The sequence below is a fragment of the Paenibacillus favisporus genome (assembly GCF_040545415.1).
Classification (GTDB): Bacteria; Bacillota; Bacilli; order Paenibacillales; family Paenibacillaceae; genus Paenibacillus_AQ; species Paenibacillus_AQ favisporus.
On the sequence record NZ_JBEPLV010000003.1, the window covers coordinates 681,854 to 707,408 of the forward strand.

Annotated in this window: 20 protein-coding genes and 1 other annotated feature; of the genes, 16 read left to right on the plus strand and 4 right to left on the minus strand. The window is 53.3% G+C overall.

The window, feature by feature from the left end:
- Nucleotides 1-425 precede the first annotated feature (425 nt).
- Genes ABID47_RS16300 through ABID47_RS16320 form a run of 5 tightly spaced genes read left to right on the plus strand, consistent with a single transcriptional unit; the run spans nt 426 to nt 8,057 of the window.
- Nucleotides 426-1,904, plus strand: a complete 1,479-nt coding sequence (locus ABID47_RS16300; RefSeq protein WP_354498188.1) for a polysaccharide deacetylase family protein — start codon at nt 426-428, stop codon at nt 1,902-1,904.
- Nucleotides 1,905-1,918: 14 nt separating this feature from the next.
- Complete coding sequence (locus ABID47_RS16305; RefSeq protein WP_354498191.1) at nt 1,919-3,241, plus strand: nucleotide sugar dehydrogenase; 1,323 nt, start codon at nt 1,919-1,921, stop codon at nt 3,239-3,241.
- 9 nt (nt 3,242-3,250) lie between these two features.
- Nucleotides 3,251-5,128 (plus strand): glycosyltransferase family 2 protein, encoded by a 1,878-nt coding sequence (locus ABID47_RS16310; protein ID WP_354498193.1) that lies wholly within the window; start codon nt 3,251-3,253, stop codon nt 5,126-5,128.
- Nucleotides 5,129-5,164: 36 nt separating this feature from the next.
- Nucleotides 5,165-6,934, plus strand: a complete 1,770-nt coding sequence (locus tag ABID47_RS16315) for a polysaccharide deacetylase family protein (RefSeq protein WP_354498195.1) — start codon at nt 5,165-5,167, stop codon at nt 6,932-6,934.
- Nucleotides 6,935-6,983: 49 nt separating this feature from the next.
- Nucleotides 6,984-8,057 (plus strand): glycosyl hydrolase family 18 protein, encoded by a 1,074-nt coding sequence (locus ABID47_RS16320; protein ID WP_354498197.1) that lies wholly within the window; start codon nt 6,984-6,986, stop codon nt 8,055-8,057.
- 33 nt (nt 8,058-8,090) lie between these two features.
- Here ABID47_RS16320 and ABID47_RS16325 read toward each other — a convergent pair whose 3' ends face one another.
- Nucleotides 8,091-8,993, minus strand: a complete 903-nt coding sequence (locus ABID47_RS16325) for a helix-turn-helix transcriptional regulator (RefSeq protein WP_354498199.1) — start codon at nt 8,991-8,993, stop codon at nt 8,091-8,093.
- A 202-nt stretch (nt 8,994-9,195) separates the two neighbouring features.
- Between ABID47_RS16325 and ABID47_RS16330 the strand changes: the two genes are divergently transcribed.
- From ABID47_RS16330 to ABID47_RS16355, 6 genes are all read left to right on the plus strand, one after another.
- A complete protein-coding gene (locus ABID47_RS16330) occupies nt 9,196-10,278 on the plus strand; it encodes a glycoside hydrolase family 172 protein (protein WP_251675167.1) in 1,083 nt (360 codons plus the stop codon).
- An 84-nt stretch (nt 10,279-10,362) separates the two neighbouring features.
- Nucleotides 10,363-10,626 (plus strand) — a binding site (T-box leader).
- A 125-nt stretch (nt 10,627-10,751) separates the two neighbouring features.
- The gene (locus tag ABID47_RS16335) at nt 10,752-12,383 is read left to right on the plus strand and encodes a glutamine--tRNA ligase/YqeY domain fusion protein (protein ID WP_354498790.1); all 1,632 of its coding nucleotides are present in this window, start codon (nt 10,752-10,754) and stop codon (nt 12,381-12,383) included.
- A 125-nt stretch (nt 12,384-12,508) separates the two neighbouring features.
- On the plus strand, nt 12,509-13,192 hold the full coding sequence (locus ABID47_RS16340) for a VOC family protein (RefSeq protein WP_354498201.1): 684 nt from the start codon (nt 12,509-12,511) through the stop codon (nt 13,190-13,192).
- Between the two features lie 96 nt (nt 13,193-13,288).
- Nucleotides 13,289-14,242: a LacI family DNA-binding transcriptional regulator gene (locus ABID47_RS16345; RefSeq protein WP_354498203.1), complete on the plus strand. Its 954-nt coding sequence runs from the start codon at nt 13,289-13,291 to the stop codon at nt 14,240-14,242.
- Nucleotides 14,243-14,533: 291 nt separating this feature from the next.
- A complete protein-coding gene (gene rpoD, locus ABID47_RS16350; RefSeq protein WP_240913186.1) occupies nt 14,534-15,439 on the plus strand; it encodes an RNA polymerase sigma factor RpoD in 906 nt (301 codons plus the stop codon).
- A 185-nt stretch (nt 15,440-15,624) separates the two neighbouring features.
- Nucleotides 15,625-16,197 (plus strand): restriction endonuclease, encoded by a 573-nt coding sequence (locus ABID47_RS16355; protein WP_354498205.1) that lies wholly within the window; start codon nt 15,625-15,627, stop codon nt 16,195-16,197.
- A 58-nt stretch (nt 16,198-16,255) separates the two neighbouring features.
- Here ABID47_RS16355 and ABID47_RS16360 read toward each other — a convergent pair whose 3' ends face one another.
- Both ABID47_RS16360 and ABID47_RS16365 read right to left on the minus strand, forming a co-directional pair.
- Complete coding sequence (locus tag ABID47_RS16360; RefSeq protein ID WP_354498207.1) at nt 16,256-17,860, minus strand: response regulator; 1,605 nt, start codon at nt 17,858-17,860, stop codon at nt 16,256-16,258.
- 11 nt (nt 17,861-17,871) lie between these two features.
- Nucleotides 17,872-19,599 carry a sensor histidine kinase gene (locus ABID47_RS16365; protein WP_354498209.1) on the minus strand — a complete coding sequence of 576 codons (1,728 nt, stop codon included), beginning with the start codon at nt 19,597-19,599 and terminating at the stop codon, nt 17,872-17,874.
- A 232-nt stretch (nt 19,600-19,831) separates the two neighbouring features.
- Between ABID47_RS16365 and ABID47_RS16370 the strand changes: the two genes are divergently transcribed.
- The 5 genes from ABID47_RS16370 (at nt 19,832) to yjcZ (ending at nt 24,386) form a co-directional block, all read left to right on the plus strand.
- Complete coding sequence (locus ABID47_RS16370) at nt 19,832-20,797, plus strand: ABC transporter permease (RefSeq protein ID WP_076166856.1); 966 nt, start codon at nt 19,832-19,834, stop codon at nt 20,795-20,797.
- A gap of 25 nt (nt 20,798-20,822) precedes the next feature.
- On the plus strand, nt 20,823-21,731 hold the full coding sequence (locus ABID47_RS16375) for a carbohydrate ABC transporter permease (protein ID WP_354498793.1): 909 nt from the start codon (nt 20,823-20,825) through the stop codon (nt 21,729-21,731).
- Nucleotides 21,732-21,771: 40 nt separating this feature from the next.
- Nucleotides 21,772-23,376, plus strand: coding sequence for an extracellular solute-binding protein (locus ABID47_RS16380; RefSeq protein ID WP_354498211.1), 1,605 nt, complete (start codon nt 21,772-21,774; stop codon nt 23,374-23,376).
- 53 nt (nt 23,377-23,429) lie between these two features.
- Complete coding sequence (locus ABID47_RS16385; RefSeq protein WP_354498795.1) at nt 23,430-24,158, plus strand: ThuA domain-containing protein; 729 nt, start codon at nt 23,430-23,432, stop codon at nt 24,156-24,158.
- Nucleotides 24,159-24,272: 114 nt separating this feature from the next.
- On the plus strand, nt 24,273-24,386 hold the full coding sequence (gene yjcZ / locus ABID47_RS16390) for a sporulation protein YjcZ (RefSeq protein WP_084203718.1): 114 nt from the start codon (nt 24,273-24,275) through the stop codon (nt 24,384-24,386).
- A gap of 222 nt (nt 24,387-24,608) precedes the next feature.
- Here yjcZ and ABID47_RS16395 read toward each other — a convergent pair whose 3' ends face one another.
- Nucleotides 24,609-25,496 (minus strand): helix-turn-helix transcriptional regulator, encoded by an 888-nt coding sequence (locus tag ABID47_RS16395; protein WP_354498213.1) that lies wholly within the window; start codon nt 25,494-25,496, stop codon nt 24,609-24,611.
- Between the last annotated feature and the right edge of the window lie 59 nt (nt 25,497-25,555).

The window sequence follows — 25,555 nt, forward strand, 5'->3', positions numbered from 1 at the left end:
CACTTTTTTTGTGTTTATCGAATCCAGCAAAACGACGAAAATCGACGGTATAGACCGGGTCTATGGGCATGTTCAGAATTTGTACAGTTGAATCTAGTAATCTAGTTCTATACACATAGATAAATGGAGTGGTTATTAGGATGCTTGACCGTTATTTTACAGAAATGCGTAAGCTTAGTCATGAAGACGAATTGCGTTACCGTTATTTGATCAGAGGGGTTAAACTGCTGCTGGAGCAGCGAAAGTCGGAGAGTTCCAAAGGATGTCAGCGATAGAGAAGATACCGGCATTCCGAATCGATCCAGCCCGGTACCTGGGATTAAAGTTTGAATGTCGAAAAATTGACATCTTTTTGTCATTTGTTGAATAGGCTTTACACGTTATTCTTTTGGTAGGACTTAAGAGTGTGTCATAAGGAGATATCTATGAAAGTGATGAAAGACTTCTCGCCCAGAAAACCGGCCGGATGGCTGGTGCTCGCGGTTCTGGCAATAAACATGCTGTCAGGATGCTCTTGGATGGGGGGAGACGATACGGACGGCGGCGCGAAAACGTCTGAGGCTGACAAGCCGGTCCAGCGTTATACCGGTGAGATGAGCCAAGCCGTTTCTCTGGCATACACGACCAGCCGGAACCTTGCCTTAACGTTTAACGGGATGGCAGACGCCCAAACGATGAACAAGCTTCTTGATCAGCTGGATGCCTTAGGCATAAAAGCAACCTTCTTTTTGCCGGGGATGCGGGTCGCGGAGGAACCGGACATCGCCCGGCAAATTTTGTCCCGGGGACATGAGATCGAGAACAATACGCTGAATGCGGTCGACATGAGCCGGATGGACTACGGACAGATCTACAAGGAAATCCATTTAGCCGACGATGTCATCCGCAAACAAACGGGGGTCACTCCGAAGTTCGTCCGAACGCAAACGGGAGCGATCAGCGAGGATATCCGGCTGGCTGCGGCACAGAGCGGACAGCAGGCGGTCATATCCTACAGTCTGTTTTTACATAATTGGAAGGCGGAGACCCCTCAGCAAAAAAAGAACTATATCCGGAAATACATCAACCGCGGTGGGATCGTGGCGATTGACCTGGCGGAGAACCGGACTTTGAATGAATCTGTGGACCTGATCGCTGCGGAAGCTTCGGCAGCCGGTTATCATTTCGTTACCTTAGACAAGCTGGTCGCCACAGGCGGCGTACGTAAACCGGCCGACACCGTTCAAGGGTATCAGGCTGCAAAGTATAACAGGGATTACGCCAAAGCGGATTACAATCTCGTGTACAGCCACAAGACCGCCAAGAAGGAAATCGCCCTTACCTTTGACGACTGGGGCACGGATGAAACGATCACGAAGCTGCTCGACATTTTGGACCAGTACCACGTGAAGGGTACGTTTTTTTTGCGTGCGGACGGAGTTGAGAAAAATCCGAACCTGGCGCGGGCGATCGCGCAAGCAGGGCATGATGTCGGAAATCATACTTACAGCCATCCGGTCCTGACCAAGCTCAGCGTCAAGCAGCTTCAGGATGAAGTGGTCAAGGCGCACCGCATCATTACGGATGCGATCCAGCAGCAGCCGGCCATGCTGTTCCGGCCGCCGACCGGCGATATTGACGACCGCACAGCCCGGATTATCGCGGCGGCCGGTTACCGGAATATTGTCGATTTCGATATCGATCCGAATGATTGGAACCGGGAGCGCACCGCTTCACAGATCGTGAACTCGGTTATCCAGCAAAGCCACAGCGGCGGAATTATTTTGCTGCATTCACTGGACGATACCCACACGGCGGAGGCACTGCCGGGCATTATTCAAAACTTGCGGAAACAAGGATACACGTTCGTGAAACTGTCTGACTGGATTTCAGATGATGGAAATCCATCAGGTAATGAAAGATAGATGGAGATGGAAATATGTCAACACCAAATAAAAATGTGCTGTATACTTACAGCCCGGTCGCGGTCATTGGACTCGGGTATGTAGGCCTTCCCCTGGCACGAGCGTTCTCGAAAAAGATGCGGGTGATCGGCTTTGACGTCAACCCGGACAAGATCAGCCGGCTGCAGGAGGAAGCTTCTTCTGACGCGCAGACGTCCGTGGATGACGCAGACCAAGCGTCTGAGGGATTGGAATATACATCCGACGCGGACCGGCTTGGCGAAGCCATGTTTTATGTGATTGCCGTGCCGACCCCGGTGCAGAGCGGTAACGTGCCGGATTTACGGTTTGTGGAAGAAGCGAGCCGCATGGTCGGAAGAAGATTGCGCCAAGGTGCGGTCGTGGTTTATGAATCGACCGTGTACCCTGGCGTCACCGAAGAGATTTGCGTTCCGATCCTGGAGGCGGAGTCAGGCCTGCGCTGCGGAACCGATTTTAAAGTAGGATATTCGCCCGAGCGGATCAATCCAGGCGATGAGGTTCACCGGCTCGACAATATCGTTAAGATCGTGTCGGGAATGGATGAGGAATCGCTCGGGATCATTGCCGGCATGTACGAACAGATCATCGATGCCGGCGTATACCGGGCGGAAAGCATCAAGGTGGCCGAAGCGGCAAAGGTTATTGAAAATGCCCAGCGGGACATTAATATCGCCTTTATGAACGAACTGTCCATGTTGTTCCACCAGATGGGCATCGATACCCGGGAAGTGCTGCGCGCCGCAGGGACAAAGTGGAATTTCCTGAACTTCGTTCCCGGTTTGGTTGGCGGGCACTGCATAGGAATCGATCCGTACTACTTGACATACAAAGCGGAGGATACCGGCATCCGTTCACGGATCATTCTGGCGGCAAGGCATATCAACGACGGGATGGGCAAATATGTCGCCGAGCAGCTGATCAAGCTGCTCGTCCGGCAGCGGCTGGACCTGCGCGACGTGAAGATCGCCGTTCTCGGCTTGGCATACAAGGAGGATTGCGCCGATATCCGGAATTCCAAAGTGGTGGATATCATCAAAGAGCTTCAGGATTACGGCATTGAACCCCGGATCGTCGACCCGCTGGTAGACCCGAAAGCGGCTTATGCCGAATACGGTCTGGAGCTGTCCCGCGTGGAGGAGCTGCTGGACTTGCATGTGCTGGTCACGGCCGTCCCGCATCAATGCTTTGCGGCCATGGGCTATGCGGATATGGATCCGATGTTCAGAAAGGACTCGGTAAAGATCTTGCTGGACGTTAAGGGAATATATGACAAAGCAGAGTTCGAGCGTCAGGGTTACATTTATTGGCGGCTGTAACGAGAGCAGATGGGAGAAATAAGAACCGTGTTCAGACGAAAGAAAAAACAAACCGATGAGGTTCTGACCTTACCCCGTTCGGATCGGCGGATTTTATCGAACGTTCCTGACCCGGAACAAATTCGCCGCTCAGTCGACCGGAGAGGCTCGCGGGATAACGATGCGGACCAGTTCAGCTCGGATTATTTGGAACGGATGCGGAAGTTCAGCCTGCGTTACGAGGCGGATTTTCCCGTGCTTCTGACTTGGGGTAAAGGAAAGAACCGGAGAAAACTGAAAACGAAGGCTGTCGATGTATCTTCAACGGGCCTCCTGCTCGAGCTGCCCTTCACGACGGACCACATCCAGCCGGGAAGCAAAGTGTCCATGCACTTTGAAATTCCGGCAGGCACGATGCCGGAAGGCTTTGAATCCAAAGTGGATATCGAAGGAGTCGTCGTGCGGACCTTTGAGCGCGGAACCGGCAGAGAGGCCGTTACGATGGCTGCTTTTGAGTTCACCAACCCGCTGCATGAATATTTTCAGCGCAGACGCTGGGGGTACTCCGTGTATACGGCCAGCGGCCTGCTGCTGCTTGCCGCCGTTTTTGTGCTGCTGCTTCGGGCGGAGAGCATCATTTATTTTAAGTACAATTTCCTGCTGTATTTATACAGCCTGATCGCCGCGGCATTTTTGTTGACGAGATACTTGTTCGGGTCTCTATACCGTGATGTGCCGGTCAATCCGGATTTTACGCCGGGCGTATCGATCATTATTCCGTGCTTTAATGAAGAGAAGTGGATCCATAGGACGATTATCAGCTGCATCAACCAGGATTACCCAGTGGACAAGCTGGAAGTCATCGTCGTCGATGACCGCTCTACCGACCGGTCCGCGGAGCAGATTCAGAAAACGATCGACCTGCTTCATCAGGAAGCCGACCGCTTTCAAACCAAAGAACGGCTTCGGATGCATATCCTCCCTGAGAACGGAGGGAAACGGGAAGCCTTGGTGCAGGGGGTACGGATGGCAAAGCATGATCTGGTCGTGTTCGTGGATTCGGACAGCTTCCTGGATCCGCTCGCCATCAAGCACTTGGTGCAGCCCTTCCAAGATCCGCGTATGGGCGGGGTTGCCGGGCGGACGGATGTGGAGAACAAGTACACCAACTCCATTACGAAGCTCCAGACCGTGCGCTATTATATCGCGTTCCGGATCATGAAAGCGGCCGAGTCCTGGTTTGACAGCGTCACCTGCCTGTCCGGGCCGTTATCCTGTTATAAAAAGAGGCTTGTGCTGAAGCATGCGGATGCCTGGCTCAACCAGAAGTTTCTGGGACAGCCCGCTACGTTCGGCGACGACCGCAGCATGACCAACTTTATCCTAAAGACACACCGGACGGCGTACCAGGATAAAGCGATTTGCTCCACGATCGTTCCTTCAGAGATGAATGTCTTCCTGAAGCAGCAGATGCGCTGGAAGCGTTCCTGGCTGCGGGAATCCCTTAGGGCGGCCGGATTTATTTGGCGCAAGGAACCGTTTATGGCCCTCTTTTTCTACATCGGTGTCATCGTTCCGATCGCTGCGCCGCTGATTGTGCTCTACAACCTGCTGTATGTGCCTATTTTCCACCATGTGTTTCCGGGAACCTTCTTGATGGGGCTTCTGCTGATGTCCCTGCTGATGAGTCTGGCCCATCTTTTGTTCCGTAAAAGCAAGCTGTGGGTATTCGGCTTCGTCTTTTGCTTTTTCTACGAAATGGTGCTGCTCTGGCAAATGCCGGTCGCCTGGTTCACCTTCTGGAAATCAACCTGGGGGACAAGGGAAACGCCGCAGGACGTCGAGGCGAGAAATAAAAAGGCCGCAAGAAAAAACCGAAAAAATACGAAGACGGAAGTGCCGCTGTAACCCGGCGGAACCGCGAAATTTAAATGAGGATGCAGGATGAAAAAAGGAAAACGCAGCGAAGCGCTTGATGTGAAGCGCAAAAACCGGCGGAAGTGGATCAAAACCTGGATCCAGCTCTTCCTGGTGATCATGGTCATCTTTCTGATCTACCAAGCCGTCGCAAGAACCGACCGCTACGCCGAACCGGACAAGTCGACGTGGCATAATCGAAGCGGGTTTGTCGCACTGTCTTATTTTGGGGTCAGCCGAACCGGAACGCCGCTTCTGATCGATAAAGCACAGCTCAAAGCCCAGCTGCAAACCCTCCATGATCAAGGCTATGTCACGGTGTCACAGCAGGACATCCTCGATTTCTACCATAAAGGGAAGGCGCTGCCGGACAAGGCGTTGTTTTTGTCCTTTGAGGACGGGCGCAATGACTCCAGTCTTTATGCCCAGCCTTTGCTGGAGAGATACAATGATAAGGCGACCTTCCTCACCTATGCCAACAAGATGGGGAACGGGGATCATAAATTCGTGCAGCCCAAGGAACTCCGCCGCATGATGAAAAGCGGATATTGGGAAATGGGGACCAACGGGTACCGTTTGACCTACATCAATATTTTCGATAAAAACGGTGGCTACATCGGCGTCAAGGACGAAAACAAGCTGGACAGCAAAGAGGACATCGAGCATTATAATCACTACCTTATGGATTTTATCCGCGATGAAAACATGATTCCGCTCGAGGACCGGGATACGATGCAGGCGCGGATCAGCAAGGACTATCAGCTGATGGACACGGTCTATACTGACAAACTCGGCTTCGTGCCCGGCGTCTATATGATCATGCATGCCAACGCGATGTACGGGAGCATGAACCCGCTTGTGACGGATGTAAATGACCGCAATATTCGTTCTCTATTCCAGATGCATTTTAACCTGGAGGGCAATGCGTTTAACGGGCCGTCACAGGATGTGTACAACCTGACCCGCGTCCAGCCTGAGCCCTATTGGTCAACCAACCATCTATTGATGAAAATCGGCAAGGACAGCGGCCAGCAAATGACGTACGTGACCGGGGACCAGAAGCAGTCGGGGCAGTGGAAGCAGGCTGGAGGCGCCGCCGAATTCAAGGATAACCGGATCGTTCTGACGTCACCGCCTGCCGGGGAAGGCAAGCTTTTGCTGGATCAAGGTGAACAGGCGCCGGAGGATTTCACCTTAAGCGCGAAGGTTTCCGGCAACGTGGTTGGCAAGCAGTCTTTTTACTTGAGGGACCCTGGAAACGGTCAGCAGTACGTGCGTGTCACGCTGGACCGCAATGAAATCCAGGTGGAGCAGAAGCTGTCCGGGTCGTCTGTAACCACCTTGGGTTCACAAAAGCTGGATCCGGTCAAGTGGTCTTCGGAGGACCTCGCCTTTGACAAGGCAACGGTGTATTCCGCAGAAGAAGCGCAGGCTGGCGCCAATACTAATGACGAGGATGAATATCCCCTCAACATCAAAAATACCCGACAGATTCAAATGAAGGTGTCGGGAAATCGGCTGGAGGTCATCGTGGACGGGCAGCCCGTTCTCCAAGCCCCGGTCGATCCTTCGCTGAAGGGCGGTGCCATTGGACTGGGATCAGCCTATAGTCCGCAAAACACCAAGGACGATATCTATGATGGAATCTTTGAGGATGTCACGGTGACTACGGAAAATGCGGCGGATGGAAAAACCTCGGTGTGGTATACGAATAAGCTGCTCGGCTGGAAAAAAGTCGCTGCGCAGGTTGAGCATGCCATGGACGCGACGATCGATTGGGCCATCGATACGTTCTGACGAAAGAGCAATTTCAAAGGCGAAATGGCGGTGTAATGAGAAGATGGGTATGAAGCAAGTGGCTCAATCCGGATGGACGACTTTGATGCTTGTCATCGTCGCCGTAGGGGTCGGTTTCAGCATTTGGATGAGGCAGCCGGCGATGCAAGCGGCGGCTCCGCCGGCCAGAACTCCTGTGGACCTTACCGCATGGGTGGTGGATTGGCAGTGGGAGTCGGGGCTTGCGGATACAGGAGAGCTGGGCAAGGCTCTGAGCCGTGTTCAGGCGTTTGCCGCCTATTTTGACGAATCGGATCAGCCCTATTTTACGAAGGCGTTCCATGAAGCGCTGCCGCAAATCCGGGAAACGGCGGAGGCTGCCGGCATCGACGAGTTGAACTTGACCCTTGTTAACGATATCGTGCGGCAGGACGGCAGCGAGTCCCCCAAAGACTCGGAGCTGGTCTCGCGGCTGGTATCCACGAAGGTAGCACGGGAGAAGCACATTGCCGAGATTGAAGCGCTGCTCGATCAATACTCGTTTCAAGGGGTGGAGATCGATTATGAGCGCATCCCGGACAAGGACTGGGGTTATATGACCGCTTTTTACCGCGAATTGTATGAGCGAATGCATGCCAAGGGGAAATCGCTCCGCATCGTGCTGGAGTCAATGGCTCCCGTCGAAACGCTGAAGCTGCCCGAAGGGCCTGAATATGTGATGATGGCCTACAATCTGTACGGTACGCACAGCGGTCCGGGACCCAAAGCGGACAAAGCTTTTCTGAAAAAATTAGCCAAGCGGATGACAGCCGTTCCGGGGGTGAAGACGATCGCGATTGCGGCCGGGGGCTTTGACTGGCATGGGGATCAAGTGACTGCCATTACCGAACAGCAGGCCGTAAAGATACGGTACACGAACGGCTCGGAGCTTAAGCGGGACACGGCCAGCGGAAGTCTGCACTATCAGTACACCGATGATAAGAACGTAAAACATACGGTGTGGTATGCGGACGGTTCAACGCTGACTTCCTGGATCGACACGCTGCGCCAAGCCGGGATTAGCCATGTGGCCGTCTGGAGGCTGGGGGAACTCGGAAGCGGCACTTTGGACAAGCTGGTTCAAGCTGCCACAACGGCAAAGTAAATAAAGGCCGCTTCGCGTTTACGCGTCAGCGGCTTAATGATGGATTTCCGGAGCACCCATGGAGGCATGGGTGCTCATGTATTTTTTCGGAGAGATTCCGCAGGCGGACTTAAACGCTTTGCTGAAAGCGTAAATGCTGCTGTAGCCAACCTGCTCGGAGATCGCGGACAAGGATAACCGGCTGTACATCATCAGCTCCTTGGCCCGCTCCATCCGGTACCGGATCTGGAATTGGTGCGGGGACACGTCATACGTCTGCTTGAATACGCGCGAGAAATGATACAGGCTCAAGCAGGCCGTTTTGGACAAGTCCTCCAGCCGGATCACGGTATCGTAATGCTCCATAATGTGGGTCACCGCCCGCTCCATCGCAGCCTGATGCAGCGAGAGCCGACCATGTCCGGCCGCTTTCAGGCCCTTGATGATCAAATACAGAATATCCAGCACGAGCGATTTCTGAAGCAGCGGAAATTCGGCATCCCGGCGCTCGTAGGCGTGGATGAGCCGCATCAGCTCCTGATGAATTTCCGCATGGTTCTGTACCCGGATCAGATGGGGGATTTCCAGCACGGAACCCAGCCAATCCGGCCGGAGCCACGAAAGCTCTTGTTGGCTGCATTCCGCCCGCAGCTTAAAGTTAATCGGTACCTCCTCGTAGTCTTCATAATACAGGGCGTCGAAATGGATATGGGGCATCCAGCAGGGGCCCCTGGAACGGACAAATTCATGCTCTATACCGGGCTTGAACAGCAGCAGGTCGCCTGGAAACACAGTCAGTGAATCCCCGCCAATCCGGATGTCGAGCTCGCCTTGTTCAACATACAGCAGTTCGTAATCAAAAATGATCCGCGGCGCCAGTTTCATACGGTCAACTTTGTGATGCCACGCCCTTCGCACGTAGGGGGATAAGGCTTGCAGCAGCTGTTGCCGGTCCATACGCTTTGACAGCTCCCTCCACTAATGGTCCCGTATCCGGGTTTCCGCTCTTTCAGCGGCTCGGCGGTTCTTTATTCTGACAATAGCAAGAATGGATAACAAATAACAAGTCCCAACATCGATAAAGAGGGGAAACGCCTGTAGAATGACTTGTAACCGCTTTAATGCAAATCCGATTTGACCAATGACAGGAGAGATGAGCATGGAACCTTTTAACGGGCTGAACATGGGCCTGGGCAATCTATTCCGGATGTCCTCGGCACAGACGAGATCGATCAGCGCGGAAAATGTGACGGGAGCTAAAGGAAAAGGCGGCATGGCCACCCAGGGAACCGGAGCGAATGCCGGCCGGGATTTGGGTCAAGGATGGAAAATATCGCCATCGGTGGAGATCAAACCGGGTGAGGTGTTTACCGCCGCAGAAATCGACGGACCCGGGGCCATTCAGCATATTTGGCTGACCTGCTTTCCGGACAGCTGGCGTCATATGATTCTGCGCTTTTATTGGGATGATGAGCCGGAGCCTTCCGTAGAAGTGCCTGTCGGCGACTTCTTCTGCAACGGATGGTGCGAGCGGAGCAATGTCAACTCCCTGCCTGTGGCGGTCAATCCCGCCGGCGGGATGAACAGCTATTGGGTGATGCCGTTTCGCAAGAAAGCCCGGGTTACGGTAGAGAACCGGATGGACAAACCCGTCGTGCTGTATTACCAGTTCACCTATACGCTGACCGAAGTGCCGGAGGATGCGGCCTATTTTCACGCCCAATGGCGCCGGAGCAACCCCTTGCCGTATAAGCAGGACCATGTGCTTCTGGATGGCGTGAAGGGGAGGGGACAGTATGTCGGCACGTACATCGCATGGCAGGTGAACAACACGGGGTGGTGGGGAGAAGGCGAGATCAAGTTCTATATGGACGGCGACCGCGATTTCCCGACGATTTGCGGCACCGGAACCGAAGATTATTTTGGCGGCGCCTGGAATTTTGAGCATCCACAGGGACAGTACGGTGCGTTTTCCACTGCCTATTTGGGCTTTCACCAGCAAATCAGACCGGACGGCCTGTACCGGAGCCAGCAGCGATTCGGGATGTACCGCTGGCATGTGATGGATCCGATCCGGTTTGAACAGGATTTGAAGGTAACGATCCAGGCGCTCGGTTGGCGTTCCGGCGGCCGCTATTTGCCGCTGCAGGACGATATCGCCTCCGTCGCTTTCTGGTATCAGTCCGAGCCGCACACCCCGCATCCGCCGCTGCCGGATAACGATGGCCTGGAGGTTATTTAATCCCCGCCTTTCCGGTTAAAGCATGCATAATGCGGTTTACATTGGCCGAAAATGATGTTAATATGGTCAAAATCAAATCGGAACGAAAACGCGGTGAAGAGAAGAGTAGATGAACGAGCAGCCTTGCAGAGAGCTCCGGCAGCTGTGAAGGAGCAGGCCGCCCGTCATTGAAGCAAGCCTCCGAGCGGCGCATCGGAAGAGGGATCCTCATTTCTTCGGATGGTGCGACAGGAGCTCCTGTTACAGAGCTAGGGTATAAGCATGCGTCCATGCCGTACCCGAAGAGGCGGATGTAGCGATAGATCCGCGAACCGGGGTGGCACCGCGAAATACAATCTCGTCCCCAAGACGTCAGCGTCTTGGAGGCGGGATTTTTTTGTTTTCTTTTTGATTGATATAAGAGCAGGAGGGGACAGTTTATGGAAGGAAAAGTAAGGAAAGAAGAAGCCGTGGATTTTCTAACGTAAACCGTGATGGAGGATGTGGAGAACGAAACGTATTCTAGACCGATCGCGACCCGGTTTCCGCCTGAGCCGAACGGCTATTTGCACATCGGAAGCGCCTATGCCATTCACGTGAACGCAGCCATTGCCGAAGCATTTCACGGGAAGATGAATCTGCGCTTTGACGATACGAATCCGCTGAAGGAAGACATGAAATACGTGGAGGCGATCCGGGAGGATGTCCGGTGGCTTGGTCTGGACTTGCCGGTGTACTTTGGCTCGGATTATTCGGAAGAGATCTTCGAAGCGGCTTTGAAGCTCATCCGTAAAGGAAAGGCTTATGTCTGCGATTTGTCGGCGGAGGAAATGACGGAATACCGCGGAACGCTCACGGAGCCTGGAAGAAACAGTCCTTATCGCGAGCGGTCTGTGGAGGACAATCTATCCCTGTTCCATCAAATGAAGGAAGGCCGGTTCCCGGACGGCGCCAAGGTGCTGCGGGCCAAAATCGACATGTCCTCGCCCAACATCAACTTGAGGGACCCGGTCTTGTACCGCATCATCCACGCTGAGCATTACCGGACAGGGAGTGAGTGGTGCGTGTATCCGATGTATGACTTTGCCCATCCGATCCAGGATGCCATCGAGGGCATTACGCATTCGCTGTGCTCCGCGGAATTCAGGGATCACCGCCCCTTGTACGAATGGGTGCTGCGCGAGCTGGAAGTACCGGAACCCCCGAAGCAGCGGGAATTCGGACGTCTGAACGTTTCCGGAATGGTCACGAGCAAAAGGTACATCAGGGAGCTGGTCGAAGGCGGATTCGTCGACGGCTGGGATGATCCCCGCCTTCCGACCTTGAAGGGGCTGCGGCGAAGAGGCGTTACGCCGGAAGGCCTCCGGCGGTTCATGCAGGAAGTGGGCATGCTGAGGGGGAGCAGCACGGTGGATGCGGCGATGCTCGACCACTTCATCCGCCAGGATTTAAAGGATAAGTCTGTCGCTGTGATGGCTGTGCTTAATCCGCTTAAAGTCGTCATCACGAATTATCCGAAGGATCAGGTGGAAATGCTGCATCTCAACCACAGTGATGCTGATCCGATGCTTGGCGGCAGGGATGTCCCCTTTTCCGGAGAATTGTATATCGAGCGGGAGGACTTTATGGAACATCCGGTACCGGGCTTTCATCGTCTGTTTCCGGGAGGCGAAGCTCGATTGAAGGGGGCGTACTATGTAAAATGCCATCATGCCGTCAAGGATCCGGAGACCGGTGAAGTGAAAGAGCTGCACTGCACGTACGATCCCGAGACAAAAAGCGGGACCGGGTTCAGCGGCAGAAAGGTGAAGTCGACGATACATTGGGTGTCCGCCGCACACGGTGTTCCCGCCGAGATCCGCTTGTACGGCAGCCTGCTGAAAGATGCCGCGTCCGTGGCGGAATCGGACAATGATTGGGCAGAGCTGGTATCTCCCGATTCCCGAATCATTTTCAGGCAAGCGATCATGGAGCCATGGATGAAAAATGCTTCACCGGATGCCAAATACCAGTTTATCCGCCAAGGCTATTTCTGCCTGGATCACAAAGATCTGACCGGGCCGGTACCGATATTTAACCGGATCGTTTCGCTGAAAGATTCGTGGAAGAGGGAAGCATTGCGTTGACCTGCGACGGAAGCGGGCCAGGTCATGTGCCCTACGGTGAACGGGGTATGCCGCATTTTGAAATGCTGCATACGCTGCCGCAGAGCAATACATTGATAATCAGAAGCACATGGAGGTCTTTTACGATGAAAATCCAACAACTTACGATAAATACCCGGCATTTTGCGGAGATGAAGCAATTTTACGCCGGGAAGCTCGGTCTTCCAGTGGCCGAAGAACAGCCGGATAGGGTCACCATTCAAGCCGGCGGCAGCCAGCTCATTCTTCAGAAGGCGGCAGCGCCCGGCGAAAAATCGATGTACCATATTGCCTTTACGATTCCGACGAATCAGCTCGAAGCAGCCAAAAAATGGGCCGCTCAGCGTGGAATTACACTGTTCCGCGATCAGGACGGGGATCAATTTCATTTCGGGAACTGGAATGCCGATGCCCTGTATTTTTACGATCCGGATGAGAATCTGATTGAATTCATTGCCCACCATTCCTTTGATAACGCCGAAAATGAAGACTTTACAAGCAGCCAGCTGCTGCGGATCAGCGAAATCGGGCTCCCTGTTGATGAAGTAGCCGCTGCCGTGGAACAGATTCAAACGAAGCTGGGACTGTCCATGTGGAGCGGCGACGGCCGGCAATTTGCGGCGATGGGCGACGCCGAGGGCTTGTTGATCGTGGTGGACCGCGAACGGCCTTGGTTTCCGGACGGAAGAGCGCCGATTGTCAGCGGGACACGGGTTGTCATTCAGGCACCAGGCAACGAGCAGCTTTTGCTGCAGGCAGATCAGTACGACATTCAGTCCCGGGATGAATAATCCGCTGCGGCTGGTCCACTATCGTAATGAGGACCGGAGTCAGCGTGATATAATAAAGGAACCATTCGAAATGAAAAAGTCAGAAGGCAGGGAGTTATGGCCAACATTCACGAAATCGCCAGACGAGCCGGTGTTTCGGTATCCACGGTATCCCGGGTTCTCAACCAGCATCCGTACGTTTCCGCTGAGAAAAGAGCCGCCGTGCAGCGAGCCATCGACGAACTGGATTACACGCCAAACCGCAATGCGGTTGATTTAATCCGCGGCCGGACCCGCAGCATCGGCGTGATCATCCCGTACAACAACAACCCGGCTTTCGACCGGATGCTAAGCGGTGTATTGAACAAATCGGTTGAGGAAGATTACACCGTGACCGTGCTTCCAACCCGGTATGATCCGGAGAAAGAGCTGGAGTATTTAACGATGCTGAAAACTAAACTGCTCGACGGGATCATCATTACGTCCCGTGCCAACGATTGGTCGTCCATCGTCCCCTTTGCGGGATATGGTCACATCGTAGCCTGCGAGTATACGGAACTGGAGGAAATCGGCTGCGCGTACATTGACCGGTATGCCGCGACGCTCGAGGTGTTTTCCTTCCTGAAAAACTGGGGACACACAGAGGTAGCGTTCACGACAGCAAGAGGGGAGACCAGCATCAGCACCCGGCTGACGATGCAGGCTTACCGGGACGTTTTTGGGGAAGTACCTCCATGCCGGTGCCAGGATAGCTGCACCACATTAAAGGATGGTATGGATGCCGCCCGCCACTTTCTTGAAGGAAAAGTCCGGCCGACTGCCGTGTATGCCAACGGGGACGAGGTGGCAGCCGGAATCCACCAAATTGTTCTCTCTGCCGGGCTGCGTATTCCGGACGATATTGCCATCATCGGACAGGAAAATCAGCCGATTGGCCAAGTCCTTCAGCTTACCACGGTAGACCATCAGCTCTTCCGGGTAGGTGAGGAGGCTTTAAGGCTCGTGACCCGTGGTTCCAGGGAAAAGCTGCAGATCCCGTACCGGATCATATACCGTTCTTCATCCGGATAAAGCCAACAAAAAAGACCCGCAGGAGAACATCAGCGTTACTCCGGCGGGTCTATATTATGTAATTTCATCCAAAAGGCTAAATTCTATGAAACATATTGAAATGTAAATGCGTATATGATATTATAATGTGTACTCCAAAATTAATCACATTATTACCAATTATCGTATCACAACGATTGGTGATTGTCAATATTTTTTACACCTCAGAAAGCCGTATCAAGCGATACAGAGAGATTATTTTCAGGGGGAGGAACGTACAGGATGATGGAAGAACGTGAACGCGATGAAGTGATGAGAAATCAAGCCGAGTCGAATCAACAGGAGCAAGATCAGCCCTACGCTGACGTCGAGCTGCTGCCGACGGGCATGAAGAATGATGATTCTGTGCGTATGTACTTGAAGGGAATTGGCCGTGTCGGCCTGCTGAGCACGGAAGAAGAAATCAAACTGGCCAAGCGCGTCGCCGAAGGGGACGAGGAAGCCAAGAAAATTATGGTTGAGGCGAACCTGCGCCTGGTTGTCAGCATTGCCCGGAGATATGCGGGCCGCGGCATGCAGCTGTTGGATCTGATCCAGGAAGGCAACATGGGGCTTATCAAAGCCGTAGATAAATTCGATTACACGAAAGGCTTTAAGTTCAGCACCTATGCTACATGGTGGATCAGACAGGCGATTACGCGGGCCATTGCCGATCAGGGAAGAACGATCCGGATTCCGGTCCATATGATCGAAACGATTAACAAGCTGGCCCGTATATCTCGGCAGCTGGTTCAAGAGCTGGGGCGTGAACCCGAAGTGGAAGAAATCGCTGCGGCGATGGAGCTCAGCGTAGAGAAGGTCCGTGAAATTATGAAAATTTCGCAGGATCCGGTTTCGCTCGAAACGCCGATCGGGGACGAGCATGATTCCAAGCTGGGTGACTTTATTGAGGATCACGACGCCCCGGCACCGGTTGACTCTGCGGCGTTCACCTTCCTGAAGGAACAGCTGGGCGATGTGCTCGACACGCTGACAGAGCGTGAAGAGAACGTGCTCCGTCTGCGCTTTGGCCTCGAAGACGGCCGCACGCGCACGCTGGAAGAGGTCGGCAAAGTATTCGGCGTAACCCGTGAGCGCATCCGCCAGATTGAGGCGAAAGCGCTGCGGAAGCTGAGACATCCCAGCCGGAGCAAACGATTAAAGGATTATATCGAGTAAACGATAGAGTCTAAGCGAATTCATTCGATTTGGAATTCATTCATCATTTCATATGTCATCATATTCATTTGAAAGCTGTCTGCAGGTCTAACTGCAGGCAGCTTTTTTCGTTTGGCCGTGGCTTGAAGGTCTGAAAACGATCGGCACTGGTTACACTGATTTTCATAGAAGGAGGTTGGAAGATTGTGATCATCAGTATATTAATCGTGACCAATGTCTGCTGGCTGCTGCTCTATCTCCGGCAGAAAGGGATGTTGATACATTACCGATCCAGTGCGATCGATACGCTGACCACCCATGACGAGATGAAAGAAACGCTAAAAATAGGCTTATATCATCGATATAAAAAGGAACAGGGTGAAGACAAGGACGAAGGGTCCCTCGAATTTGAGGCGTTTGTCGCCGAAATGATGGAAGCGGTAAGGGGAGGACGGACCTATGTCACCCGAGCATCACGCAATTACGGAATCGATATCGAGGAGCACACCGACCATGGCTTGTACCTGGGGCTGGCCGTTTGTGCTGACGACCGGAATCCGGTGGATTACGGCCCCATTGCCGTGGTCCATTCCCAGATGGTGAAGCGCGGTGCCGTCGGCGGGTATGTAGCGACGACCGGGGAATTCACGGCGGGTGCGTACCAGTATGCCGATGAACTGAACATCGAGCTGTACAATGGAGACAGGCTGGTGGAGCTGTGGGTGGGAAGCGAAGAAGCCCAGGAAGAAGAACTGACGGAGTTCAGCCCGGCGACGTGACTGTTCCCCTTGATTTCACTGAAGGAAACTGCCGCGTCCATGCTGTTGATAAGACCGCCTACCCCAGGTGGTCTTTTTGCTGCTTTTGCCTAAATTCGTAAGGAGTCATGCCGCATTCCTGCTTGAACAGCCTGGAAAAGTACGAATCGTTGGCGTAGCCAACTTTTCCGGCGATCATATGAACTGGCATTTGTGATGTGGCGAGCCAATGCTTTGCCATCTGAATTCGGGTCTCGATAATGTAGTTGCCTAACGGCACACCCGTTTCCTTTTTAAACAAACGCGCCAAATAATCCGGGTTGAGATAGACGGTTTCGGCAAGGCTGTTCCGCGTCAGATCGTCCCCGATATGCTTGCTGATATACAGCTTGATTTCCTCCACGACCGAGTTGGGCTTTTCTGCAAACGTCCGGTACGCCAGAGCCGTATCTACCAGATAGGCGATATACTGCTCCATATCTTCAATCGATTGGAGCGACTGCTGAAACAATTGATCGTTGGCACTCCCGGAATACAGCTTATGGGCCTGGATTTCCCGCTGCTTCAGAAAAGAGTAAATCATCTGCATCAAATCAAGCCGGAACTGCCGCAGTGCGGACACATTCAGCGCCTGCCGCCCGGTCAATTCATGCAGATACCGGCTTATTTCCGCACAAAATGTGGAAGCGTCACCATCGCTCATCAGTCTTTCCAGCAGCTCTAGGTCGGGCGGGATATAAGCCGCCTCGTCCACCGGCCGTTGATCTATACGGAAGACTTGATTACGGATGTTGATCACTTCTTCATTGAGATGAATCAGCTGCCGGATCATAGGATGCACCGACGCCAAGCTCTCAGTAAGTCCCAAATGACAGTATACGTCGCACTTCAGAAACCGGTTGGCTTTGGGGATGAGGGAGGCGCATGTGTCTTCAATCTGACCGGTAGAAGGCTCGGCGCTCCATTGTAAAATGACAATCCAGTGGTTCTCCGTGTATTCCAGCACCGTTTCGACCTTGTACAAGGGACTCCGCAGCAGTTCGTTCAACACGTTGAGCAAGGCGTAATCAAACAGGTCCTTGTCGTTTTTGCCAAGACTCCCGTCATGAGGAAACACCTTGATGATCAGGGGCGTAAACCGGTCGGACAGTTGATAAGGCAAATGCTGTTCCTCCATAACACGCTGAATGGCCCGGGGTTCCGAGGGAAAGCTTTTGCCCGTGATCAGCTTGCGCCAGAACAGCTCCAGCAGGCGGTTCTGGTTTTTTTTCCACAGCAGCCCCTCGCGCGCAGCCTCCTCAATCGACCGTTCCTCGCTCGCTTTGTTGGCCGCCTTGCGGATAATCAGGGCTAATTTGTCAAACTCGATCGGTTTGAGGAAATAATCGAAGCTCTGCAATTCGATCGCTTTCTGCGCGTAGTTGAAGTCCGCGTAATTCGTCAGGAATATCGCCTGCACCCGGTAGCGCTCCTCCCGAATCCAGGCCAGCAGCTCCAGGCCGCTGCCTTGCGGCATTTCAATATCGCATATGAGAATGTCTACGGCGTGCTGCTGCAAAATTTCCTTCGCTTGGGAAACGTTATAAGCTGTGTAAATTTGCTCAATGGATAGTGCTTGCCAGTCGATTTTGCTTTCGAGCGCCGTTACGACAAAATAATCGTCATCCACCAGTAACACGTTCATGCGATTCCTCCTTAATCAATGGCTTCCGGCGGCGATACGGGGATGGTGATGGTTACTTCGGCTCCGCCTCCCTCGCGGTTAGAAAAGGAGACGTCTGCTTGACCCTTGTAGAGCAGCGCAAGGCGCTGTATCGTGTTCATTATACCGATCCGGTTGCCGTTCTCCGCGTTCAGCGGCCCACCATGCATGAGCTGTTCTAAAATGTCCGGAGGAAAGCCCGGTCCCGAATCCGAAATCGTGATTTTGGCCAGATCATCCGGCATTTCCCTGCAGACCGATAACGTAATGTTTGCCTCGGTGACGCGTGATACGGCATATTTTACGGCATTTTCAATGAAGGTCTGCAGCACGAGCGGGGGAATGCGGATATCTCCGGTTCCTGCATCTTGGGAAATATGATAGGCGAAGGCGTTCCTGTACCGGTGACGCTGGATGTCGAGATAAATGCGGACATGCTCAATTTCATCCTGCAGCCGCACGAAGTTGTGCCCGTTCTGAAAGATGTAGCGAAAGTATTGGGTCGTCGACATGGCCATCCGCTCGATTTCGCCATACATTTGCATTTGGGCCATGCTGTACATGCTCGTCAGACAGTTGAGAAAAAAGTGCGGGTTGATCTGCAGCTTCATGTAATCCAGCTGGATCCGCTGCTTTTCCAGCTCCTGCTCATACATATCGATCTTGAACCTGCGGATTTGCCCGATCAGATGCTTAAACTGCTGGCTGGCCTGCTCCAGTTCGATGATCTTGCTGTTTTTAAAATCCAATGCGGCACTCTCCTCGTTCCACCGGGTGAGCGTATCCGAGAAGCTTTGGATCGGCCGCAGCACCCGTTTGTTGAAATAGAGCATGACGATGCAGAGGACGATCGCGATCATCAGTGCCAGCAGAATGATGACCAGCTGGGCGATCATAATTTTTTCGAACGTGCCGTATCTGGCGATCATTTGAACGCTGAATGAGGCGTCGGAGAACCGGCTGGTCACGGCGGCCCGGGAGTGGGCGAGGCCGAAGGGAGAAGGCTTGGCGTTATCCAGCGCCTGGGTCTCGTCCACGCGGATCGGTGTGGAAATATTGATCCCCTGCTCATCAACAAGAGAGACGGTGCCGTTCTTCCCCATGTCGATGCTCTGCAGCGGACGGATCAGTTCGTCAGCAGAGATGAGGCAGATCAAATAACGGTCATGATAAGGGACGATATTGACAATATAGTATTTATTCCGGACCAGGACCGGCGTCCAGCGGGAATAAAACTTGTCGTATACATTTTTGTCCTCGGCGTAGGAAATGATCTGCCGTTTCAGTTCCAAATAATCGGGATACCCGATGCTTAAGGGAGCGCAGTTCAGGAAAAAATCTTTGTTTTTCAGATAGATGAAAAATTGATAGGCCTGGCCGTAATTTTTCTGCAGCTCGGTAAATCGCTGATGAAGCTGGGTGTTGGACTTTAGAAATTCAGCCGAACCTGAAGCGTTCTCATCCATCGTCTCGATGATTTGGTCATTGGCCAGCGACCAGCCCATGTAGTGATTGATGTAGGCGAAATCATGGTTGATCCGGTTGATGTACAGATCGGCTGTGTCCCGCAGGCTTCGGCCGGACTGCTGCTTGACGATGGAGATCGAAGCATAGCTGATCATAAAATCGAGGACCAGTGCCGTAAATAAAATGACAATCAGCATGTTGACATAATGTTTGACCGGGTAAGGTTTGCCGGTACGGTGGATGATTAGCCGCATGAAAGTTCTGTTCTGACGCCTCCTCTTATGAATGCGCTTTATTTTTCATTATATATAACCCCGGCCCGTAACAAAATGCGAAATACTGCGCATCCGCTCCAAAAGTCCGGAAAGTGACATCCTTACGTCCGGATCGGACGGTTGGCGTGGCTGCGCGGACAGACTTTTCCGTACCCGGGAGTCCGGATAACGGCGGCAAGAGGTCCGATTAAGCTCCTCAAGTCCATTTATAATGAGTCTTGTTCCGAAAGAAAGGAGAGAGGGGGGACCTGCGTTGAAATCAGAGTCATCCGGCTTCCGGCGAACCTGGGGAAGAATCGAAAGGAATTGGGGGCTGTACGTGCTGCTGCTGCCGGCGGCGATCCTGCTGCTGCTGTTCTCCTACAAGCCGATGTACGGCGTCCTCATTGCGTTCAAGGATTACAGTCCGGCGCTGGGCATTATGGGAAGTCCCTGGGCAGGGATGAAGTATTTCGAGAAATTTTTTCATTCCTACCAATTTAACGTCACGATCAAAAATACGCTGATCATCAGCCTGTACAGCATCGTGACCTTCCCGATCCCGATCGTGTTGGCCTTGATGGTCAATCAGATGCGGGCAAACCGGTTTAAACGGTTTTTTCAAACTGTGACGTACATGCCTCATTTTATCTCTACCGTCGTCATGGTCGGCCTGATGCTGATCCTGCTGTCTCCGGGGAGCGGCCTGATCGGCAGCATCTACCGGCTGTTCGGTGCGGAGGCACCCAATATCATGGGATCTGCCGGGATGTTCAGCAGCGTGTATGTCTGGTCGGATGTGTGGCAGCACGCGGGATGGGACAGCATTATCTACATTGCGGCGCTGTCAGCCGTAGATCCGAGCCTCTATGAAGCGGCAACCGTAGACGGGGCCAGCCGCTGGCAGAAAATCCGTTACATCGATATTCCGATGCTGATCCCGACGGCCGTCACCCTGTTTATTTTGCGGATGGGCGGGCTGCTGGGCGTCGGCTTTGAGAAGGTGTATCTGATGCAGAACAACTTGAACATCTCATCCAGCGAAGTCATTTCCACGTACGTGTACAAAATCGGTCTGCTCAGCAGCCAGTACAGCTTCTCATCGGCCATCAACCTGTTTAATACGCTGATCAACTTTGTGCTGCTGATCCTGGTAAACCAGATTTCCAAAAAGCTCAGCAGCAACAGTCTGTGGTAAGGGAGGGAATAACACCGTGGAAGCCATGCAGGCGGCAAGCACCGCCACCGGAAGGGCCGGCGGCCGGTCATCCGACCGCGCTCTGGAAGTTTTGCTCTACATCGTCGCGGTGCTGCTGCTGATCGTCCTCATCTATCCGCTGTATTTTATCGTCATCGCCTCCTTCAGCGACCCCTCGGCCGTGGGCAACGGCCAGGTATGGCTGTTTCCGCGAGGCTTTACGCTCGACGGCTACAAAGAGCTGCTGAAGCATGAGAACATTTGGATCGGATACCGCAATACGATTCTCTATACGGTCGTCGGCACAGCGGTCGGCCTTATCGTGAACGTATCGGCTGCTTACGCATTGTCCCGTAAAGACCTGGTCGGCCGTAAGGCGATTTCCCTGTTTTTTATTTTCACGATGTTTTTTAGCGGCGGCTTGATTCCGACCTTCCTGACCATCCGGGATTTTCACATGTACAATACTTTCCTGGTGATGGTGCTGCCATTTTCGGTCGTCGTTTACGACATCATCGTAGCTCGGACCTTTTTCCAGACCAGCATACCGGGGGACCTGTGGGAGGCGGCCCAGATCGACGGGTGCGGCAACTTGCGCTATTATGTCTTGGTCGTGCTGCCGCTGTCCAAGGCGGTCATCTCCGTGCTCGCTTTGTGGATCGCCGTCGGCTACTGGAACTCCTATTTTAATGCTTTGATTTATTTGAAAAATCCCAATTTATATCCGCTGCAGTTAATTCTGAGAAACATCCTGATCACGAATCAAATGCAGTCGAGCCTCGGCAGCGGGGAAGCGGCCAATATCGCGCTGCGGCTGGCGAACATGATGCGGTATTCGGTCATTATCGTATCGACCCTTCCGATTATGTGCCTGTACCCGTTCGTGCAAAAGTACTTCAACCAAGGGGTGATGATCGGAGCGGTCAAGGAATAAACGGCAAGGCCATTTAATAAATATTAGGGGGATTTCTGGAATGGGCAAAAAAAGAGCCGGTAAACTGTTGGTTACCTTGGGGCTGGTGTCCACGCTGCTGGTCGGTGTGACGGCGTGCAGCGGCGGCGACTCCGGCGGAAAAACGGCCGAAAGCAGCGACAGCTTCAATCAAACAGGCCTTCCTATTGTGAAGGAGCCGATTACGCTGAACGTGCTGACCGTCCGGTGGGGCAATATGGGCGACACATTCACGAAGAACACCTGGCTGCAAAATTTGGAAAAAGAAACGAATATCAAGATCAACTGGCAGGTCATGTCTTCCAACGATTGGGGCGAGCAGAAATCGATCATGCTGGCCAGCGGCACGCTGCCTGATATTGTCTTTGGGGACATCGCTTTCTCCGATTCGGATATCGTGAATAATCTCAGCCTCTTCCAGCCGCTGGACGATTATATTGACAAGTACATGCCGAATTTGAAAGCGGCCATGAAGGAGTCGCCGGAGCTGAAGAAGATCAGCACTTTCCCGGACGGAAAAATGTACTCCCTGCCCGCAAGGCTGCCGTCCCGTCCGGTGACGCAGAATCAGCCGGTCATCAACAAAGCCTGGCTGGACCGCCTTGGGCTTCAGGTTCCCGAGACGATTGATGAGCTGCATCAAGTGCTGAAGGCTTTTAAAGAAAACGATCCGAACGGAAACGGTAAAAAGGACGAAATTCCGTACAGCGGATCCGGCGACATCAGCATGGACCTGCTCAATCCATTCGGCATTACGGACCTGAATGGTACCGGCATGATGATCAAAGACGGCAAACCGGTGTATTATCCGACGTCCGAAGAATACAAGGAAGCGATCAAGTGGGCGCATCAGCTGTTCTCGGAAGGACTGATCGACCAGGAGCTGTTTACCCAGGACAACACAATGCTGACGGCCAAGCAGCAAAATCCGGACGTATCGCTGGTCGGCTTCACCCATCAGTGGACGCCGGATGCGGTGTTCGGCAAATGGAAGGACGAATATGTCACCATTCCGACGATATCCGGACCGGACGGTAAGCGTTATCAAGTCGGCGATCCAAACGGGCTCAGCTACCGGCGTAACGAGCTGCTGATCACCACGACATGCAAATATCCGGAAGCGGCAGCGCGCTGGGCGGACCAGTTCTATACGAACGAAGCCAGCATCCAAAACTTCTGGGGCGCCATCGACACCGTCATTAAGAAAAACGACGACGGCACCTATGCCCTGATGAATCCGCCGGCAGGGACCAGTGCGGATGCGTGGTATTGGGAGTCCTCCGTCCGTGATTTTGGCCCGAAATACGTGAGCCCGAGCTTTGAGAAAAATATTATCCTCGACCCGAGCAACGGGGACGGCCTCAAGCTGACCATCGACAAGCTGGGCAAGGATTACGTTACGACCCCGTTCCCGAATGTCATGTACACCGCTGAGGAATTTCAGGAGCTGCCGACGCTCACGACCGATATCGATACGTATGTGCGGACGACCCGCGCACAGTGGATTACAAAAGGCGGTATCGACGAGCAGTGGGACGCTTACATTAAAAAGCTGAATGAGATGGGTCTGGAACGGCTGGTGACGATCCGGACGGATGCCTATGAGCGTTACAACAGCGTAAAATAGCGCGCCGGACGATTCCAGACCGTCAGTATCGGCTTTTCGAAGGAGTGCTGAACATTATGAAAGTTACGGTCTGGAATGAGTTTCGTCATGAGCAGCGGCATGCCGCCGTCCGCGAGATTTATCCGGATGGCATCCATGGCACGATCGCCGGATTTCTAGAGAAGGCCGGATTGACCGTTGCAACGGCGACGCTGGATGAACCGGAGCACGGATTGACCGATGAGGTGCTTGCGCAGACGGATGTGCTTGTCTGGTGGGGCCACCTTGCCCATCATGAAGTCCAGGATTCGGTCGTGGACAAAGTGTACCGCCGGGTCATGGACGGGATGGGGCTCATCGTACTTCACTCCGGCCATGCCTCCAAAATATTCGGCCGGCTGCTCGGAACGCCGACCGGGCAGCTGAAATGGCGCGAGGCGGACGACAAGGAACGGATCTGGGTCATTAACCCGGCTCATCCCATTGCCGCCGGTCTCGGCGAGTATATCGAACTGCCGAAAGAGGAGATGTACGGGGAGCATTTTAACATCCCGGCGCCCGATGACTTGGTGTTCGTGTCCTGGTTCGAGGGCGGGGAAGTATTCCGCAGCGGAGCCGTGTTCTACCGGGGAAGGGGCAAAATTTTCTACTTCCGGCCGGGTCATGAAACCTATCCGACTTATCATAACGAGGAAATTCAGCGGGTGATCACAAACGCCGTGCAGTGGGCTGTCCCCAGCGGGGCGGCGGCCCCGGTCTACGGCAACCGGGCGCCGCTGGAGCCTATCCAGGTTAAGGGATAAACCGCCCTGCATAACAGCAGCACATATTGGCGGGAACCTTCCTCTTAGCCCGCTCCTCTCCCAGGATCGAATCATAGAATGTGATGTATTCCGATACGAAGGAGGGACTCGCACATGAGTGAAGTAGCTGGTGCTGGATACGGCGGCGGAATGTGGGGGAACAGCGTAGCTGCCATTCTCGTTCTGTTTATTCTCCTGGTCATTATCACCAAGGCGTTTATCTATTAATCTCTCAAAGGGCTTAGCTAATCAGCTAAGCCCTTTGCATTTGTACGGCAGCTGAAAATGGAAGCCCGAAGAAAAGTTGGGTACGTATAACAAGGGAGTCTGTGCGAACAACCCTGTGTTATCGCCCTGATGTTTACATAATCTTCATTACGTAAATCTGCAAACGGATCGCACCTGCTTTCTTTGGACCAAATGGAGTTTTGGCACCGGGGCCAATCCTATTCAGCTTTTTCTTTCCCTGGTTGGTGTCGTCCCCATGTACTTTTTATAGAGCTTCGTAAAATAATTCGGATTATCAAGCCCTACACGCGAAGCGATTTCCGTCACGGATTCGTTGGTTTCGGTCAGGAGCCGGCGGGCTTCCTTTACTCTGCAAATGTTAACGTATTCAACAAAAGTGCGGCCCGTCAGCCGCTTGAACAGCTTGCAGAAATAGTATGGATTCAGGCTGACCTGCCTGGCCGCCTGCTCAACGGTCATTTTATCCGAAAAGTTCGATTCGATATGCCGGATCAGCTGCTTAAACCTCTCCCGGTTGGGAAAATAAGCGTTATGTGCCTCTGCTTCGAGCATGCTCGGATTATTCTCCCTGGCCAGCAGCGTCAAGAAGAGATGCAGTCTGGATTTCACGGTCAGCTGGTAAGCCGGAGGCTTGGAGCTGAGTTCCCGGATGATCTCCTCCAAGTGCGCCAAATAACCGGGATGCCCTTCTTCAAAAGAGCTAATTTTTACAGGGAACCGAAGCCGGCCTTCCAGATAGGGGGCGACGTATTGAATATGTATAGGATCATGCAGCCAGTCATTAAACAGGGAAGCATTGACGACAATGCAGTCATAATGGACGTCGCCTTCGGCGAGGGAGTAGCCAACGTGAAGGCTCCCGCCGGGAATGATGAGGACATCCCCTTCAGCTGCAGCATACGGGCGGCTGTCGATATGGAACACGGCGCTGCCGCGCTTCATGACAAGCAGCTCAAAATGCTCGTGCCAGTGCAGGTACAGAATACAGTGGCCGGCGCGGGCGGCAAGGCAGCGGTTTTGAAAAAGCTGGAACGGATAAGCGGTATTCTCCAGCGCGGTATCTTCCCATAGGTCCCTGGGATAGGTCATTTCCACACCCCCTCAAAATCAGACTAGTATTCCACAAGATCGGTTAGAGAAAACGGCGG

Bases quoted from the DNA above. Each gene is read 5' to 3' on its own strand.
- ABID47_RS16340 (WP_354498201.1), top strand. From the start codon at position 12,509: ATGAAAATCCAACAACTTACGATAAATACCCGGCATTTTGCGGAGATG.
- ABID47_RS16345 (WP_354498203.1), top strand. From the start codon at position 13,289: ATGGCCAACATTCACGAAATCGCCAGACGAGCCGGTGTTTCGGTATCC.
- ABID47_RS16365 (WP_354498209.1), bottom strand. From the start codon at position 19,599: ATGCGGCTAATCATCCACCGTACCGGCAAACCTTACCCGGTCAAACAT.
- ABID47_RS16325 (WP_354498199.1), bottom strand. From the start codon at position 8,993: ATGGACCGGCAACAGCTGCTGCAAGCCTTATCCCCCTACGTGCGAAGG.
- ABID47_RS16310 (WP_354498193.1), top strand. From the start codon at position 3,251: ATGGGAGAAATAAGAACCGTGTTCAGACGAAAGAAAAAACAAACCGAT.
- yjcZ (WP_084203718.1), top strand. From the start codon at position 24,273: ATGAGTGAAGTAGCTGGTGCTGGATACGGCGGCGGAATGTGGGGGAAC.
- ABID47_RS16370 (WP_076166856.1), top strand. From the start codon at position 19,832: ATGAGTCTTGTTCCGAAAGAAAGGAGAGAGGGGGGACCTGCGTTGAAA.
- ABID47_RS16380 (WP_354498211.1), top strand. From the start codon at position 21,772: ATGGGCAAAAAAAGAGCCGGTAAACTGTTGGTTACCTTGGGGCTGGTG.
- ABID47_RS16315 (WP_354498195.1), top strand. From the start codon at position 5,165: ATGAAAAAAGGAAAACGCAGCGAAGCGCTTGATGTGAAGCGCAAAAAC.
- ABID47_RS16300 (WP_354498188.1), top strand. From the start codon at position 426: ATGAAAGTGATGAAAGACTTCTCGCCCAGAAAACCGGCCGGATGGCTG.
- ABID47_RS16360 (WP_354498207.1), bottom strand. From the start codon at position 17,860: ATGAACGTGTTACTGGTGGATGACGATTATTTTGTCGTAACGGCGCTC.
- ABID47_RS16375 (WP_354498793.1), top strand. From the start codon at position 20,823: ATGCAGGCGGCAAGCACCGCCACCGGAAGGGCCGGCGGCCGGTCATCC.
- ABID47_RS16320 (WP_354498197.1), top strand. From the start codon at position 6,984: ATGAAGCAAGTGGCTCAATCCGGATGGACGACTTTGATGCTTGTCATC.
- ABID47_RS16330 (WP_251675167.1), top strand. From the start codon at position 9,196: ATGGAACCTTTTAACGGGCTGAACATGGGCCTGGGCAATCTATTCCGG.
- rpoD (WP_240913186.1), top strand. From the start codon at position 14,534: ATGAGAAATCAAGCCGAGTCGAATCAACAGGAGCAAGATCAGCCCTAC.
- ABID47_RS16305 (WP_354498191.1), top strand. From the start codon at position 1,919: ATGTCAACACCAAATAAAAATGTGCTGTATACTTACAGCCCGGTCGCG.
- ABID47_RS16335 (WP_354498790.1), top strand. From the start codon at position 10,752: ATGGAGGATGTGGAGAACGAAACGTATTCTAGACCGATCGCGACCCGG.
- ABID47_RS16395 (WP_354498213.1), bottom strand. From the start codon at position 25,496: ATGACCTATCCCAGGGACCTATGGGAAGATACCGCGCTGGAGAATACC.